Genomic DNA, 15,368 nt, shown 5'->3' with positions numbered 1-15,368 from the left:
AAACAGCCGATAAAATTGTCGTGGCGGAAAATAGAATGGTTACGTTTACTCTCGGATAATTCTTTTCGGGGGCTATTTTCGTGTGCTTATATTATAATTTTAATCTGTGTATAGGTAAGGTATCATCATATTTTCCCTGTACACAATATATACAATAAAAATGAATAACAATAACAACACAATTTACGGGTTTGATGTAAATTTAATTTGTGATTTTTTTCTTAATACAAAAAGGCAAGGTCCGGGAAGTCCTGATGTTACATTAAAGGCTTTAAGTTTCATTGATAATCTGAGTGATACTGCGCAGATTGCAGACATTGGTTGTGGAACGGGAGGTCAAACTATGGTTTTGGCACAAAATGTATCAGGAACTATTACAGGACTTGATTTCTTTTCAGGGTTTATTGACAAGTTTAATCTTGATGCCTTAAAGCTGAATTTGCAAAATAGAGTAAAGGGGATTGTCGGCTCAATGGACAATCTACCTTTTGAAAAAGAATCTTTAGACTTGATATGGTCGGAAGGTGCTATTTATAATATCGGCTTTGAGAGAGGTATAAATGAATGGCGTGATTATTTGAAACCTAATGGGTATATTGCAGTTTCGGAAAGTTCATGGTTTACAGAAAAGCGTCCGGCTGAAATACACGATTTTTGGATGCAGGGGTATCAAGAGATAGATACAATTCCTGTTAAAGTCGCACAAATGCAGAGAGCTGGCTATCTCCCAGTTGCTTCATTTGTGTTGCCGGAAAAATGCTGGACGGAACATTACTATCAGCCTTTGAGTGAAGCCCGTAAACTAATGCTGAAAAAATATCCCCATAATGAAACCGTAAAGAAAATCATAGAGTTTCAGCATCTTGAAGAAGCATTATACAATAAGTATAAAGGCTTTTATGGCTATGTATTTTATATCGGAAAGAAAATCTAAAACTTTCACTGTCAGTGAAAGTTAACAACAGGGAGGGGGCAACAACGTGTGAAGTTGCACCCTCTAAAATGTCCCCTTCGTTCTATCCAGTTCCTTATGCCAATCGTAATTTTGCACTGTCTTAGCGCAGGACAAAATAGCAACTAAAAGAAAAAGAACGTGAAAAATTTAATCGCATTCTTTGAAATTCCCGTTACCTACTTCTACCAATCAGTAAATTTCTATCAAACAATCTTGGGAGTTGAACTTATGGTAGCCGAATATAATAACGAGAAAATGGCTTGTTTCGTGCAGGACGGACAAACGGTAGGTACTATATCTTATGCACCGAACTTCAAACCCTCAGAGCATGGTGTATTAATTCACTTTAACTGTGAAGACATTGACAGGTCAATCCGGCAAGTAATGAAGCAAGGTGGCAGCATAGTTATCCCAAGACTAAAATTCAAGCCGATGGGAAATGGTATTTTGCCGTATTTGCTGACCCTGCGGGCAATCACATTGGACTTTACACTGACTAATTTGTGTCGAAAGATATAACTGCAAGTTGATATGAAGTAACTTTCTGGGGAAAAATAAACTGATATTTCTTTGTCAATTCAAAAATAACGCTTATGTTTGCAGTGACCAATAATAATAAAATAGTCACACGGTATGGCAAAAGCATTTGATGACAACGAAAGGAAGCTTATAAAGGATAAACTCAAAGAAGGAGCTTTGCTATTTATCCAGCAACAAGGGGTACGTAAAACTTCTGTAGATGAGCTTGTTAAATATGCTAATATTTCTAAAGGAGCATTTTATCTATTCTATACATCAAAAGAACTTCTTTTTTTTGATACAATAATAGACTATCATAAGAAATTGGAAAAAGAATTTCTTAATGCCATAAATAAGCATACCGATAATATTACGGTTGATACATTGACAGATATTATATCTGACTTGCTAATCAACAACAAGCCATACTTTGTATCTGTCTTTGTGAATAGTGACGTGGAATATCTAAGTAGAAAGCTCCCTCAAGAAGTACTTTCACAACACGTAGATGATGATGTCATGCTGGCAAACGAAGTGCTGAAATTTATTCCAGAAAGTAAATCAATTGACACAAAGGTATTTGCAGGGGCTTTAAGAGCTGCATTCTTGACTATTCTAAACGAGAAAACAATTGGAACAGATATTTACAATGAAGTTTTCAAGTTTATAGTTAGGGGAATAGTAAAGCAACTACTTAAAGACTAATCCAACACAATAAGATTATATAATATCAACTGACTATGTGCAAATATGCTACATGGCGATGCTCTGAATTCACAATATGACCATATAGACTAATTTAGTCATAAAATATAAAAATTAAAAATTATGATTACAGTAAAAAACTTATCGTTTAGTTATTCTCAACTACCATTTATTGAGAATATGAATTTTCAAGTAAGAAGCGGAGAAATATTTGGCTTTTTAGGACCTTCTGGAGCAGGAAAAAGCACTCTTCAAAAGATATTAATAGGTATGCTCCCTAAATATAAGGGGAGTGTTTCTATTAATAATAATGAAATTAGAAATAAGCCTGACCATTTCTATGAGAGTATTGGTGTCGATTTTGAATTTCCTAGTTTTTATGAGAAATTCACCGCATTGGAGAACTTAAAATTCTTTGGCTCTTTATATGACAGCAAGCTTATTCCTGCCGAACAACTATTAGAAATGGTCGGACTGTCACAACATGCCAACAAGAAAGTGGCAGGTTTTTCTAAAGGAATGAAATCCAGATTAAACTTTGCCCGGTCAATCATTCATCAACCCAAAGTGTTATTTTTGGATGAGCCAACATCAGGTTTAGACCCCTCAAACTCCCAAGTGATGAAAGACATTATTCGTGAGCTTAAAAATAAAGGAGTGACAATCATTCTGACTACTCACAATATGCACGATGCGACCGAACTTTGTGACCGTGTGGCATTTATTGTCGATGGCAACATTAAAGCTATGGACACTCCTCATAATCTTATCATGTCAAGGCGTTATAATGAAGTGACATATTCATATTTGGAGAATCAACAAGAATTGAATACTACAATCGCACTTGACAAAATAAGTACAGACAAAAAGCTGCAATCTCTGATTCAAGCTAATGCCTTATTGTCAATACATAGCAATGAGCCGACATTAGACCATATATTCTCAGAAATAACAGGGAGGAAATTACTATGAAACTTAAAGGTTTATACTTTGGCGATATTCGGCAACAATACAAATATGGTTTTTATGCCCTATATACGCTATTTACACTGGTGTATATTGCTGTATTGCGCATTCTTCCTATGCAGTGGAAAGAACTATGCACAACTACCCTTATATTTTCAGACCCCGTGCTGATTGGATTAATGTTTATGGGAGCAATCATATTATTCGAGAAAAGCGAAAAAGTAATGCAGGCATTAGCTGTTTCGCCCATATCGATACACGCATACATTTTGTCAAAGGTAATTTCCATTGGACTAATTTCTTTGCTAAGTGGAGTTCTCATCGCATTGTTCTCAGGCATGGAACATTCTTACATACATCTTGCTGTTGGAATTATGTTAGGTTCAGCATTATTCACACTGGTTGGAATATCACTTTCCGCTTTCATTTCAACCATGAATAACTTTATGCTGATTATGGTTCCCACTTTAATAATATCCGTAGCTCCCATATCTGTTTATACAATGGGCTATAAATCGGGAGTTATGCTATTACATCCAAGTATAAGTCTGATAGAACTTATGTCTGGAAATATCAGTGTCATATCTCTAATGGCAATAAGCATTTGGTGCATTGCGATGTATATTTTTTCTTGTCTGTCAGTAAAAAAAATGATGACGATATAATTATGAATCAGAATATTATTTCTTTCAAAATGTTTATCAGAAACATATTCTCAGATGGTATGTTATCTGCAATAATATGTATTCCGTTACTATTAGCGGCAATATATAGGTTTGTTTTCCCCTTAATTGTACAGCATTATCCGATGCTAAAGGATTTCAGTCTATATTATCCGATATTGGATTTATTCCTTGCAATTATGTGTCCTTACATGATTTGCTTCGCTTCGGTCTTGGTGGTATTGGATGAAACAGATATGAAAATCAACAGGTATATCACAATCACCCCACTTGGGAAGAAGGGTTATCTTATATCAAGATTGATTATTCCTGTTTTATTTGCAGCCATTGTTTCTTTCGTGCTGCTTTCTTTCTGTTCCGTATCAGATATGTCATTATGGACTACATTTATCATATCCATATTGGCTACAATACTAAGCGTTGTGGCTGCTATGATTATTTTAGCATACGCGGGGAATAAAGTGGAAGGTATGGCACTTGCAAAAGTATCTGCTTTGGTTATGGTGGGATTGATCATACCTTTTGTCATTACAGATAGTACCCAATATGTATTTTCATTTCTCCCTTCTTTTTGGATAGCCAAGTTTCTGATAAGTAACAACTATTGGTTTATTCTGCCAGCTATCTTTCTTTCCGGGGGGCTGATTTGCATATTATATAATAGGTATAGCACAAAAATATAGTTTCTCCTAAAACTGCTAATTGATAGTTTACAGATACAAATTCAGGGAAAAACGCTATCTTTGTAGCCCTAACAGAAAAAGAATAGTTGTTCAACAATATGAAATGGCAGTTGTGCATATAGCTACGCCGGGCGAATAGCGCCCTCGATTAACGCTATTCAGCAATAGACAGGCTTATCGTTTAAGTTTGTCTATTACTGCCTTGTCATTATCCCTAATTGTAAATCTACAAGATTGTTGTGCTGTCCAAGCGGCATGGCTTATTGTATCATATTGGTTTGAACAAATGGATTATACCTATAAGAAAATTTGGCTCATCGCTTTTCCTGTAATGATGAGCATCCTTATCGAACAACTGATAAATATTACCGATGCCTTGTTCTTGGGGCATGTGGGTGATGTGGAACTGGGCGCATCCGCCATTGCCGGAATATGGTTCTTGGCGATTTATATGCTCGGCTTCGGGTTCAGTTTGGGGTTGCAAGTGGTAATTGCCCGCCGTAACGGGGAACAGCAGTATTCGGAAACGGGAAGAACATTTTGTAGGACTCATCTTTTTCTTGTCGCTTTTTGGCTTTTCTTTTCGTGATCCTGCTTGTGGTTATCTATCTTTCCGAGCTTGCCAGGGTTCAATCCCAGTTCACGGGCCATCTGCACCTGTTTGTCGAAAAGGCGGTGGCGTTTCTGCTCCACCATCCATTTCTCCAATATCGCTTTTGTCACTGCCATAATCATTCATTTTTTGCAAAGGTACGAATCCTGCCATTATGATAACGATATGATTATTTGAATTTTATCCGATGATATTCTCTGAAAATGAAAAGGCACACCGATATCACATCGACATGCCTTCAAAAACTATGACAGCAAAAAGAAACAATTAAACGAATTTATCTATGTTGAAAGCCTCCACCTTCTTGGATGCGGTCTTTCGTTTTGCCAACGGTCTGCCCGATTCATCCAGACATTCGCTGACCAGGCGGTTTACCTTTTCCTGATTACTCAACTTGTCCGTGAGAAAAGATAGTATAACCGTATCGTGCATCTTGTGATGTATGGTAGTGGCTGCACGTATGGCTTTCTCTTCATCCGGATTTTCAGATATCAGCACCTCTGCCACATTGTTTATATCCTCAAAGGTCATGGCTGTGTCAAAATCCGGGTCAGGTTCAGCATCCACAGGAGCCATCAATTCTTCTTTTTCCTCTTTGGTGAGACCTTTTTCTTCCTGTATTACATCATCCGGACCGATTTCCTCATCCTCCTCTATCGACTCTTTTTCCATAGGTTCGGAACGTGTCGGAGTTTTTCTCGCCACTTCCGGGTCTTCGAGATAGACAATTTTTGTCTTGCCGATTACATCTTCAGTAACAGCAGAAGACGGCTGTGCCGTATGCCTGTTGTGTGCGTCGGTCTTTTCCCTTCGCCTTGCCTTTTTATTGGCCTCACGCGCTTTTTGTTCCGAACGTTTCTTCCGGTATTTCCATAGATTGATGCGGACTATGCGCATCAAGCGGTAGGCTTTCTCCCAAATGCCATACATTTCCCGATTGAAGATGAATATCCACAGTTGCCGGAATATGAAAACCGCACACACGAGTTTTATCGTGAAATAAATTTTTGCTTCCATGGCTACAGGGGTTTATTTATGGCTTCCGTGTATAATTCAGACATCTCATCCTCATATTTTGTCAGATGCTCATCAATGATTGTGCTTACATATCCTGACATGGATGTCTCCGGAGCGACAACTGCCAAAAAACGTTTGATGTAGGCATAGCTGTCCCTGTTTATGTAAACCTGGATTCGATTACCTATAGGGTGATTTACCAGATATGTCGTTCGATACGATGGATCTTCAACGATTTGAATTGAAGACGTGTTGATGACATCCTTTAAGGCAGATGTACAAGCGGTGTCTTCCCAGGTATCCGGTTCCGCTTTGCCGGAAGTTTCGGGCGGAGGAACGTGGACGTGCTTTCCGATGTTTTTGTTCTTGCGCATTCTTTTGTGAATGAACAATCCGAAACGGCAAAATGTGTAAACGATGCAGGCAATGGCCGCAATGTGAAAGATAATCTGTGTCATGACTAAAATGGTTTTAATGGTTTGTAATATTCTTTGTTATACAATTCGCTGATTTCCTCCCAATGCTGCTGGATATGGTCAACGAGGATATTGCTTATATACCCCGATATGCTCATGTCCGGGGCAATGACCGGAAGGATGCGCTTGATACATTCGGCCACCTCGCGATTTATATAGACATGGGAACGGTTAGATGCCGGAATGTTTACCAGATACTTGTCTCTATAGCTACCCGCTTCATCTTTCTTTTTTCGAGGTTTTACAGGGGACGTTTTCTCAGACTGTATCTCAACCGGTTCCGTAGCTGGAGCCGGTCCCGTATTTTTGACGGGTACGGATTCCTGTCCGGGTTGTTCCGTATTCTCGTTCATGGGTTGCGCCCTGCCGAATACAGGAATATCCCCGACAATGATATTCTTGAGGATATCCTCATTCACTTCCACCTTTTTCTTTGTCATGCGTGTTCCAATTTAAGTTTGACAATAAGCTCCTCCGCCAGTTCCTTCAGACCGCTTCCTTCCAATTGCTTGGGAGGCGGAGGCAGCAGGGTGCAGCGGAAAAAATCACGTTTTGCATGTGTGATTTCCTTCTCGTAACGGCATAAATCGGGAAGTTTGGTGTCAAGGACAGTCAGATGCAGTTCCCTCATGACCTCTGCATAGGATTTGTAAATTTCCACGTTGGTACGTTTTTTCAACTTGTTCCAGAAGAAGAGAATATCCTTGAGCGGCACATCTTTCGTGTTCTTGACATAATCAAGAACCGTCGTGGAAAAAGCGAGCGTGCTCTGCATGATGATAAGATCGGGAGTGGTGGGAGTCAGGACATAATCCATATTGACGATGGTGCGGAACACCCCCGTGGATTCCACTGTTCCGGGCAAATCCACAAAAATCAGATCATAGTCACCGCTTGCGGCAAGCTCGTCCGCGGCTTCCCTTGCCTTTTCCGAAGTAGACCCGACAATCGGATAAGCTTTCTTTGGTACGCGATTCCATTGCTGCTGTAACAATTGTTGAAAATAGGCACTGTTGGCAATGGCTTTTTTATCCCGTTCTCTCATGCGCACGAGGCTGTGCTGTGGAGAATCACAATCAATGATTGCCACGTTCAGGTTTTTCTCGAAATGGAGGTAGCTGGAAAGCACTACCGTCAAGGCCGATTTCCCGACCCCTCCCTTTTGGTTGCTGACTGCAACGAATAAAGGCTCTTTGCTCATAATCTTTTCTTTTAATGGGTTATTGAATATATATCTGTTTCATCCGTCAATCCGTGAACGCTTCCTTCCAACCGACCACGATATGCTTCATCCGTTATTCCGACCGGTAACTTATCCGTTATAGCATCTTTCCGTTAATGGTCGGTCTGTTGGTCATGACATTCCGATAACTGTCATATCCGACATTGCTTCCACTATCCGGACCGATAACGGAAGCATCAAACAATATGACCATTATACCATTATCGGAAGTGCGGTTTCATCCGTTCACGCTGCAAATAAAAGGGTATTTTTTCATACCGGCACCATGTTTCAAGGGAGGTGACGACCTGTGTCATCGTTTGTCATCACGTTACATATAACTCACTATTTTACAGTAGTATATACCGCCGTAACTTTGCACCGACAACGGAACGGACACCGCTGCGGGGCTTTCCCGAAGCCGAAGAATGAGGCCGGAGGGTCAAACACAATTTGACGGAAGGAAAATTCATGTTCAAGCGAACATAGCAAGTTGTGTTTTGAGGCACCCGAAATAAATTCGGGCACTCAAAACAACTTGCCACTCGCCTGACGGCTCGGGGAGGATTCACTCCAAAGTCGTGAATCCGGGGCCGGAAGATTAGAAACTGAAAATATCAATGCGTATGGAAGAAAACAAGAAGAAAAACTCAAGAAAAAGCGCAGGCAGGAAACCAAAATCCGACCCTGCCGTGCATCGTTATGTGGTACGGTTGAACTCGGAAGAGAACGGACGTTTTGATATTCAATTCCAAAAATCAGGATTGAAAGAACGCTCCAAGTTTATCAAGACAATGATTTTCGGCAAGGAAATCAAGGTGGTGAGAATAGACAAGGCGACGATGGATTATTATATCCGCCTGACCAATTTCTACCACCAATTCCAGAGTATCGGCAACAACTACAACCAGACGGTGAAAGCCGTAAAGACAAATTTCGGGGAGAAACGGGCTTTCGTCCTGCTCCGTAATCTGGAAAAAGCAACAATAGACTTAGTGTTGCTGAGCAAGCGGATTATCATGCTGACCCGTGAGTTTGAAGAAAACTATCTGATAAAACAACGGAAGGAGGAGGAAAATGGTGGCTAAAATCAACAGAGGTGCTTCGCTCTACGGTGCAATCATCTACAACCAGCAGAAAGTGAACGACAATACAGCCCGCATCATTTACGGGAACCGCATGATTGCCAATGTGTCGGGGAACACGGAGCGTGTCATGCAACAGACCCTGTGGGCGTTTGACAACTACCTGCTTGCCAACAAGAATACAGAAAAGCCAGTCCTGCATATATCGTTGAACCCTTCTTTGGACGACCGGCTCACGGATTTGCAATTCACGGAACTGGCCAGGGAGTATATGCAGCGAATGGGCTATGGCAACCAGCCTTACATTGTATATATGCACGAGGACATAGACCGGAGGCATATCCATATCGTTTCCACCTGCGTGAACGAAAAAGGTGAAAAGATAGACGACGCCTACGAGTGGAACCGCTCGATGAAAGCCTGCCGGGAACTGGAAAAGAAATTCGGGTTGAAACAGGTGGATGACAAGCGCAAGGAACTATTGGAGCCGTATCTGAAAAAGGCTGACTACCAAAATGGTGATGTGAAGCGGCAGGTTTCCAATATCGTCAAGAGTGTATTCTCCACTTATCGTTTCCAGTCTTTCGGCGAGTACAGCGCCTTGCTCTCCTGTTTCAATATCGAGGCGAAACAAGTAAAAGGCGAATTTGAAGGAACACCCTATAATGGAATTGTCTATACGATGACCGATGATAGTGGCAAGCCGATATGTACGCCCGTCAAATCTTCTCTTATCGAAAAACGCTACGGCTACGAGGGATTGGAAAAGCGTATCGGGTACAACGCCCGTGAATACAAGAACAAGAAATGGCAACCGAAGATACGGAACGAAGTGGCGCTTGCCATGCACGGATGCCGTGGAAACAAGGAGGAGTTCACCCGTTTGCTCGCCGGGAAAGGTATTGATGTGGTATTCCGTGAAAATGATGAAGGACGTATCTATGGCGCAACTTTCATCGACCATAAGAACCGTGAGGTATATAACGGTTCCCGACTTGGAAAAGAGTTTTCGGCAAACGCTTTTGAGCGGCTGTTTAACAGTCCGACCAATATGCCTGACTTGGATATGCCAATGCCTGCTCTTAATCGGCAAGGCGTTTTCTCCTCCGAAATGGAAAGCTCCATCGAACAGGCTTTCGGAATCTTCGGCATTGACGCCAACGGTCCCGACCCGCAGGAAGAGGCGCTTGCCCGCAGGCTGCAACGCAAGAAGAAAAAGAAACGCCGTTCCCGCGGAATATCCTGATTACAGATTTTATAAACCATTAAAACTATATTCATTATGCAACAAGAAGATGATTTGAGGGGACTGGCCAAGGTCATGGAGTTCATGCGTGCCATATCCATCGTGTTTATTGTCATCCACGTCTATTGGTACTGCTACCGTTCATTCGTGGATATGGGTATCAATATCGGGGTAGTCGACAGGATACTCCTGAATTTCCAGAGGACAGCGGGGCTTTTCAGCAACCTGCTCATCACAAAAGTATTTGCCGTCATATTCCTTGCCCTCTCGTGTTTGGGAACAAAAGGCGTAAAGAATCAGAAGATGACATGGCAGAAAATATATGCCTCTTTCCTTGCCGGATTGGTGCTGTTTTTCATGAACTGGTGGATGCTCGACCTGCCGTTCAGTCCGATGGTCAATGCCACCTTGTACACGGCAACACTTACAGCCGGGTATATCCTGTTGTTGATGTCCGGCGTGTGGATAAGCCGGATGCTGAAACACAACCTCATGGAAGATGTATTCAATACCGCCAACGAGAGTTTCATGCAGGAGACACGGCTCATGGAGAACGAGTATTCCGTCAACCTGCCGACAAAGTTCGTCTATCAAGGCAGGGAATGGAACGGATGGATTAATGTTGTAAATGTTTTTCGTGCGTCCATCGTGCTTGGAACTCCCGGCTCGGGTAAGAGCTACGCAGTGGTAAACAACTACATAAAACAGCAGATTGAAAAATCCTTCGCCATGTATATTTACGATTATAAGTTTCCAGATTTGTCCGAAATTGCTTATAACCATCTACTTAAACACACTCAGAATTACAAAGTGAAGCCGGAATTTTATGTCATCAATTTCGATGATCCGCGACGTTCGCACAGGTGCAATCCCATCAACCCGAAATTCATGGCGGACATCTCGGATGCCTACGAATCTGCCTACACGATTATGCTCAATTTGAACAAGACCTGGGTGTGACCTGTAAAGTCGCGTAATTGATTGTTAAACAGTGATATTAGTTGCATGATTTAACCCGCTGTTCCGTCAGCGGTAGCCTACTATAAGGTGCATCTCCAGTGATGGGTTGTGCCAAGCTTATAGGACAAAGTACACTCTCCGAAAGGACAAGACTGAACCGTGAGGGAACGTCAAGGGCGGTTAGTATCATACTGCCGAGTGGCGAGGCTGGATAGCATGGTTAACATAAGTGAACTGTCTTTAGCCATCGTGAGGTTTGAAGGAGCGGAAGATACTTTAGCTCTCACCAAAAGGTAAGCAGTCGGATAACCCCTGCCCATGTTGGGGTTACACGGACATGGCACTGCCGGTGGACTTGACAGAACCTAAACTATCCTTTTGTCAATTACGTGGAACAGGGCAAGCCTGTATCTCTCTCGTAACAACGCGAGTAAGCGAACCGCAAGGCAAGCCGAAAGGGGTGCAGGTATGAGATAACGGAGAAAGCGAACGCCTCCCTGTAATGGGGAGGATACGGATTGAATCGACATCACGGGCTGATTGTGGATAACATCATCCGACACGAAAGTGGGCAGACTTCCGTATATGGTAACTCTTTACAAGATAACTTTTAGAACTTTCAAAAGGAGGAAAGCAAATGAACGAAACTAAGACATCGTGTGCGCCTGCTGACAACAGGAATCTGACTTGGGACGGTATGAACTGGTCCAAGTGCGAAGCCTATGTCCGAAAGCTTCAAGCGCGTATTGTAAAGGCTCAGAAAGAAGGCAGACATAACAAGGTGAAAGCCTTGCAATGGATGCTCACTCACTCTTTTTACGCCAAGGCATTGGCTGTAAAGAGGGTTACTTCCAACAAAGGGAAGAAAACGTCTGGAGTAGATAAACAGCTTTGGGACTCTCCCAAGCGCAAGTACAAAGCAATCAGTGAACTGAAACGCCGTGGCTACAATCCGCAGCCACTCCGTAGGGTTCACATCAAGAAAAAGAACGGTAAACTCCGACCGTTGGGAATACCGACCATGAAAGACAGGGCGATGCAGGCTTTATATCTCATGGCATTGGAACCGATAGCCGAAACGACAGGCGACCGTTTCTCCTACGGCTTCCGAAAGAAGCGCAGGACAATGGACGCAATCCGTCAGATTGATACGGTTTTAAACCGCCAACATTCTCCCGAATGGATTTTGGAGGGAGATATAAAAGGCTGTTTCGACCACATCAGCCACGACTGGCTCATTGAGAATATCCCTATGGATAAGACAATACTCAGAAAATGGTTGAAATGTGGAGCTGTGTTCAACGGAAAACTATTCCCGACAGAAGAGGGTACGCCACAAGGAGGTATCATATCACCGACACTTGCAAACATGGTACTTGACGGGCTTCAGCCGCTCTTGGCTAAAAGATTCAAAAGACTATGGCGTAACAACAAGACATTCCATTACAAGGTAAATCTTATTCGCTATGCTGACGACTTTATAATCACAGGCCGAGATAAGGAACTATTGGAAAACGAAGTCAAACCAATAGTGATAGAATTTCTCAAAGAAAGAGGTCTTACCTTATCCGAAGAGAAAACTACTATTACGAACATATATGACGGATTTGATTTCTTGGGTTTCAATGTAAGGAAGTTCGGCAAAAAGCTATACACATCTCCGTCCAAAGACGCACAGAAACGCTTTAGGGCAAAAATCAGTGACATAGTCAAAGGACATAAGATGTGTAAGCAGGAATCGCTGATACGAATGCTCAATCCTGTAATCACAGGATGGGGTAACTATTACCGATATGGTGCATCGACCGATGCTTTTCATGGTTGCGACTACCACATTTATAATCTCACGAAGAAATGGGCCTTACGTCGTCACCCTAAGAAACGCAAGTCTTGGGTCGCAGACAGGTATTGGCATGAAATTCGGGGACGCAAATGGACGTTTGCGTGGAAATATGAAACGAAAAGTATGAAAGTGAACTACCTGACCCTTAAAAGATTGTCGGATATACATTATACTCCGTACAAGCAAGTCAAGGGAGAGGCAAATCCTTTTGACCCGGAATACGATGATTATTTCTCTCAGCGTAAGGAGCAACAAATGCTGGAATCTCTCAAAGGACGTAAGTCTCTCTTATATTTATGGAACAAGCAGAACCGGATTTGTCCGTTATGTGGCAAGGAAATAGACTGTACAAAAGCATGGAACGTCAACGAAATATCTGTTGGTGGTTCGATTGTACGGCAACTTGTCCACAACAACTGCTACAAGCGAAATAAACGAAAATGTTGAAAGTATGAGCCGATTTCTAACAACAAATAGAAATATTGAGTTGCTTGAGCCGTATGAGGGGAAACTCTCACGTACGGTTCTTAGGGGAGAAGGGGGCAGCAATGCCCTTGACTTACCCGATATTGAAAAACAGGGTGACTTCTTTGTAGAGTCTCCGATTATCCTGCTGGCAGCTATAATCTGGTATTTGAAAATATACAAAAACGGTATCTATTGCAGTTTTCCTCATGCCGTGGAACTGCTGAATAAACCTTACTCTGATTTGTTTACCATCCTGACATCCTATCCTGAGTTAGAGAATTACCTCTCCCCTTTCATGGATGCATGGAAAGGTGGGGCACAGGATCAGTTGCAAGGCCAGATAGCTTCCGCGAAAATTCCGCTTACCAGAATGATTTCTCCACAGCTGTACTGGGTCATGACAGGCAATGATTTTTCTCTGGATATCAATAATCCGAAAGAGCCTAAAATCCTTTGTGTGGGCAATAATCCGGACCGCCAGAACATCTATTCCGCTGCGCTCGGACTGTATAATTCCAGAATCGTCAAACTGATAAACAAGAAAGGGCAACTTAAAAGCACGGTCATTATAGATGAGCTTCCAACCATCTATTTCCGAGGACTGGACAACCTGATTGCAACGGCACGTTCCAACAAGGTGGCGGTCTGTTTGGGATTTCAGGACTTCAGCCAGCTTAATCGTGACTACGGTGAAAAGGAGAGCAAGGTGATTCAAAATACAGTCGGCAACATATTCAGTGGACAGGTGGTCGGTGAAACGGCCAAGACACTTTCCGAACGCTTCGGTAAGATTCTACAAAAACGGCAGTCCATATCCATCAACCGTCAGGATGTTTCCACATCAATCAATACCCAGCTGGACTCCCTGATTCCTGCATCCAAGATTTCCAATCTTTCACAGGGTACGTTTGTCGGTTCCGTGTCGGACAATTTCGGTGAGAAAATCGACCAAAAGATTTTCCATGCGGAAATTATCGTGGACCATGCCAAAGTAAGTGCGGAAGAAAAGGCTTATAAAAAAATCCCGGTTATCAACACGTTCAAGGACAGTGAAGGGAATGACATCATGCTCCAGCAGATACAGCGTAATTATGACCAGATAAAGGCGGATGCCCAGGCTATCATTAACGATGAGATGGAACGTATAAAGAACGACCCGGAACTATGTGAACGGCTGGGAATAGAAAATGCAGAAGAGGAGAAAAGAAAAGCTGAATAGATACAGAATGACAAATAAATCCTGAATCAGTTTGATTTTCAGGGAACATTCCTTATCTTTGAACTTGAAATAGAACATAACGGCGGATTACGGGATGTTTTCCGTCGATTATATACATAAGTCGCAAGTGTCTTAAACTGAAATCTGGCAAAATTTCAAAAACGAAGATTATTGCGTGAGGCTTATGCTGTACCCTATAGCGTGAGCCCATGCATGTTTTTCGTTTTGGGCTTGCCAGAGCCTCAGTTTAAAAACAGCATGGGTTTCATGCTTTTATTTTTAATAGCAGAGGTATGGCAAAAGTTCAGATTATTATGCCCGTCACATTGGACGGTTTCCTGCCGGACAAAAATGAGATACTGATGGAATGGCTCAGGACAGACCGGAACGGCTTCCCTTATTGGGAAGAGCGGGCTACATTCAACATGTATCCGCATTACGGTATGCTTGACTTGATGGATGCAAAAGAGAGACGAGACAATAACTGTACCTTCTTTATGAAAGTACAGGACGAAAAAAGTGCCGAATATGCCGGTGGAGTATTTCTCTTCCGACTCGCAGATGAACTGGTCATTTACCTGCTTCCAATATCATACAAAAATGGGAAAAGCATAACCGGAAAGATTCAATTCGGACAATGGACTTTACGTGAGTCCAAAACATTCCGAAACAATGTATGCAGACTGGTATACCGCCTTAAAGAATAAA

14 protein-coding genes and 4 pseudogenes are annotated in these 15,368 nt (G+C 42.1%); 13 read left to right on the top strand and 5 right to left on the bottom strand.

Going from position 1 to position 15,368, the window contains the following annotated elements:
• Positions 1–160: 160 nt before the first annotated feature.
• The 7 genes and pseudogenes from MUN53_RS02790 to MUN53_RS02760 form a co-directional block, all read left to right on the top strand.
• Positions 161–934 carry a class I SAM-dependent methyltransferase gene (locus MUN53_RS02790; protein ID WP_008766655.1) on the top strand — a complete coding sequence of 258 codons (774 nt, stop codon included), beginning with the start codon at positions 161–163 and terminating at the stop codon, positions 932–934.
• Between the two features lie 159 nt (positions 935–1,093).
• Positions 1,094–1,455, top strand: a pseudogene (locus MUN53_RS02785) (VOC family protein).
• A gap of 133 nt (positions 1,456–1,588) precedes the next feature.
• A complete protein-coding gene (locus tag MUN53_RS02780) occupies positions 1,589–2,179 on the top strand; it encodes a TetR/AcrR family transcriptional regulator (RefSeq protein ID WP_008766657.1) in 591 nt (196 codons plus the stop codon).
• A gap of 123 nt (positions 2,180–2,302) precedes the next feature.
• Complete coding sequence (locus tag MUN53_RS02775; RefSeq protein ID WP_016270784.1) at positions 2,303–3,151, top strand: ABC transporter ATP-binding protein; 849 nt, start codon at positions 2,303–2,305, stop codon at positions 3,149–3,151.
• A complete protein-coding gene (locus MUN53_RS02770) occupies positions 3,148–3,810 on the top strand; it encodes an ABC transporter permease (RefSeq protein ID WP_243323314.1) in 663 nt (220 codons plus the stop codon). The genes MUN53_RS02775 and MUN53_RS02770 overlap by 4 nt, the downstream gene beginning before the upstream one ends.
• 2 nt (positions 3,811–3,812) lie before the next feature.
• Positions 3,813–4,511 (top strand): hypothetical protein, encoded by a 699-nt coding sequence (locus tag MUN53_RS02765; protein ID WP_008766663.1) that lies wholly within the window; start codon positions 3,813–3,815, stop codon positions 4,509–4,511.
• Positions 4,512–4,797: 286 nt separating this feature from the next.
• Positions 4,798–5,076 (top strand): annotated as a pseudogene (locus MUN53_RS02760) (MATE family efflux transporter); the annotation flags it as partial.
• 75 nt (positions 5,077–5,151) lie between these two features.
• Here the strand turns inward: MUN53_RS02760 and MUN53_RS18285 are convergent.
• From MUN53_RS18285 to MUN53_RS02740, 5 genes are all read right to left on the bottom strand, one after another.
• Positions 5,152–5,277: a hypothetical protein gene (locus MUN53_RS18285; protein ID WP_262918188.1), complete on the bottom strand. Its 126-nt coding sequence runs from the start codon at positions 5,275–5,277 to the stop codon at positions 5,152–5,154.
• 114 nt (positions 5,278–5,391) lie between these two features.
• Entirely contained in the window at positions 5,392–6,141 is a 750-nt protein-coding gene (locus MUN53_RS02755; RefSeq protein WP_008766666.1) for a DUF4122 family protein, read from the bottom strand.
• 2 nt (positions 6,142–6,143) lie between these two features.
• A complete protein-coding gene (locus tag MUN53_RS02750; protein ID WP_008766667.1) occupies positions 6,144–6,599 on the bottom strand; it encodes a DUF3408 domain-containing protein in 456 nt (151 codons plus the stop codon).
• Positions 6,600–6,601: 2 nt separating this feature from the next.
• Positions 6,602–7,057, bottom strand: a complete 456-nt coding sequence (locus MUN53_RS02745; protein ID WP_008766668.1) for a DUF3408 domain-containing protein — start codon at positions 7,055–7,057, stop codon at positions 6,602–6,604.
• Positions 7,054–7,818: a ParA family protein gene (locus MUN53_RS02740; RefSeq protein ID WP_008766669.1), complete on the bottom strand. Its 765-nt coding sequence runs from the start codon at positions 7,816–7,818 to the stop codon at positions 7,054–7,056. Before MUN53_RS02740 ends, MUN53_RS02745 begins: the two co-directional genes overlap by 4 nt.
• Before the next feature lie 641 nt (positions 7,819–8,459).
• Here MUN53_RS02740 and mobA point away from each other — a divergent pair.
• The 6 genes and pseudogenes from mobA to MUN53_RS02710 all read left to right on the top strand — a co-directional run bounded on the left by mobA (position 8,460) and on the right by MUN53_RS02710 (position 15,367).
• Entirely contained in the window at positions 8,460–8,927 is a 468-nt protein-coding gene (mobA, locus tag MUN53_RS02735) for a conjugal transfer protein MobA (RefSeq protein ID WP_032560424.1), read from the top strand.
• Complete coding sequence (gene mobB, locus MUN53_RS02730) at positions 8,917–10,170, top strand: conjugal transfer protein MobB (RefSeq protein WP_008766671.1); 1,254 nt, start codon at positions 8,917–8,919, stop codon at positions 10,168–10,170. The genes mobA and mobB overlap by 11 nt, the downstream gene beginning before the upstream one ends.
• A gap of 36 nt (positions 10,171–10,206) precedes the next feature.
• A pseudogene (locus tag MUN53_RS02725) lies at positions 10,207–11,127 on the top strand (YWFCY domain-containing protein); the annotation flags it as partial.
• Between the two features lie 640 nt (positions 11,128–11,767).
• A complete protein-coding gene (gene ltrA, locus MUN53_RS02720; RefSeq protein WP_005647985.1) occupies positions 11,768–13,420 on the top strand; it encodes a group II intron reverse transcriptase/maturase in 1,653 nt (550 codons plus the stop codon).
• Between the two features lie 121 nt (positions 13,421–13,541).
• A pseudogene (locus MUN53_RS02715) lies at positions 13,542–14,660 on the top strand (TraM recognition domain-containing protein); the annotation flags it as partial.
• Positions 14,661–14,953: 293 nt separating this feature from the next.
• Entirely contained in the window at positions 14,954–15,367 is a 414-nt protein-coding gene (locus MUN53_RS02710) for a hypothetical protein (RefSeq protein ID WP_243323312.1), read from the top strand.
• The last annotated feature ends 1 nt before the right edge of the window (position 15,368 follow it).

The organism is Parabacteroides faecalis, from assembly GCF_022809355.1.
Classification (GTDB): domain Bacteria; phylum Bacteroidota; class Bacteroidia; order Bacteroidales; family Tannerellaceae; genus Parabacteroides; species Parabacteroides faecalis.
Note: the sequence above shows the minus strand (reverse complement) of the source record. Positions and strands in the feature narration are given on the sequence as shown.

Excerpts from the sequence above, each read along its gene's own strand:
- MUN53_RS02790 (WP_008766655.1), top strand. The coding sequence starts at position 161 with ATGAATAACAATAACAACACAATTTACGGGTTTGATGTAAATTTAATT.
- MUN53_RS02780 (WP_008766657.1), top strand. The coding sequence starts at position 1,589 with ATGGCAAAAGCATTTGATGACAACGAAAGGAAGCTTATAAAGGATAAA.
- MUN53_RS02775 (WP_016270784.1), top strand. The coding sequence starts at position 2,303 with ATGATTACAGTAAAAAACTTATCGTTTAGTTATTCTCAACTACCATTT.
- MUN53_RS02770 (WP_243323314.1), top strand. The coding sequence starts at position 3,148 with ATGAAACTTAAAGGTTTATACTTTGGCGATATTCGGCAACAATACAAA.
- MUN53_RS02765 (WP_008766663.1), top strand. The coding sequence starts at position 3,813 with ATGAATCAGAATATTATTTCTTTCAAAATGTTTATCAGAAACATATTC.
- MUN53_RS18285 (WP_262918188.1), bottom strand. The coding sequence starts at position 5,277 with ATGGCAGGATTCGTACCTTTGCAAAAAATGAATGATTATGGCAGTGAC.
- MUN53_RS02755 (WP_008766666.1), bottom strand. The coding sequence starts at position 6,141 with ATGGAAGCAAAAATTTATTTCACGATAAAACTCGTGTGTGCGGTTTTC.
- MUN53_RS02750 (WP_008766667.1), bottom strand. The coding sequence starts at position 6,599 with ATGACACAGATTATCTTTCACATTGCGGCCATTGCCTGCATCGTTTAC.
- MUN53_RS02745 (WP_008766668.1), bottom strand. The coding sequence starts at position 7,057 with ATGACAAAGAAAAAGGTGGAAGTGAATGAGGATATCCTCAAGAATATC.
- MUN53_RS02740 (WP_008766669.1), bottom strand. The coding sequence starts at position 7,818 with ATGAGCAAAGAGCCTTTATTCGTTGCAGTCAGCAACCAAAAGGGAGGG.
- mobA (WP_032560424.1), top strand. The coding sequence starts at position 8,460 with ATGCGTATGGAAGAAAACAAGAAGAAAAACTCAAGAAAAAGCGCAGGC.
- mobB (WP_008766671.1), top strand. The coding sequence starts at position 8,917 with ATGGTGGCTAAAATCAACAGAGGTGCTTCGCTCTACGGTGCAATCATC.
- ltrA (WP_005647985.1), top strand. The coding sequence starts at position 11,768 with ATGAACGAAACTAAGACATCGTGTGCGCCTGCTGACAACAGGAATCTG.
- MUN53_RS02710 (WP_243323312.1), top strand. The coding sequence starts at position 14,954 with ATGGCAAAAGTTCAGATTATTATGCCCGTCACATTGGACGGTTTCCTG.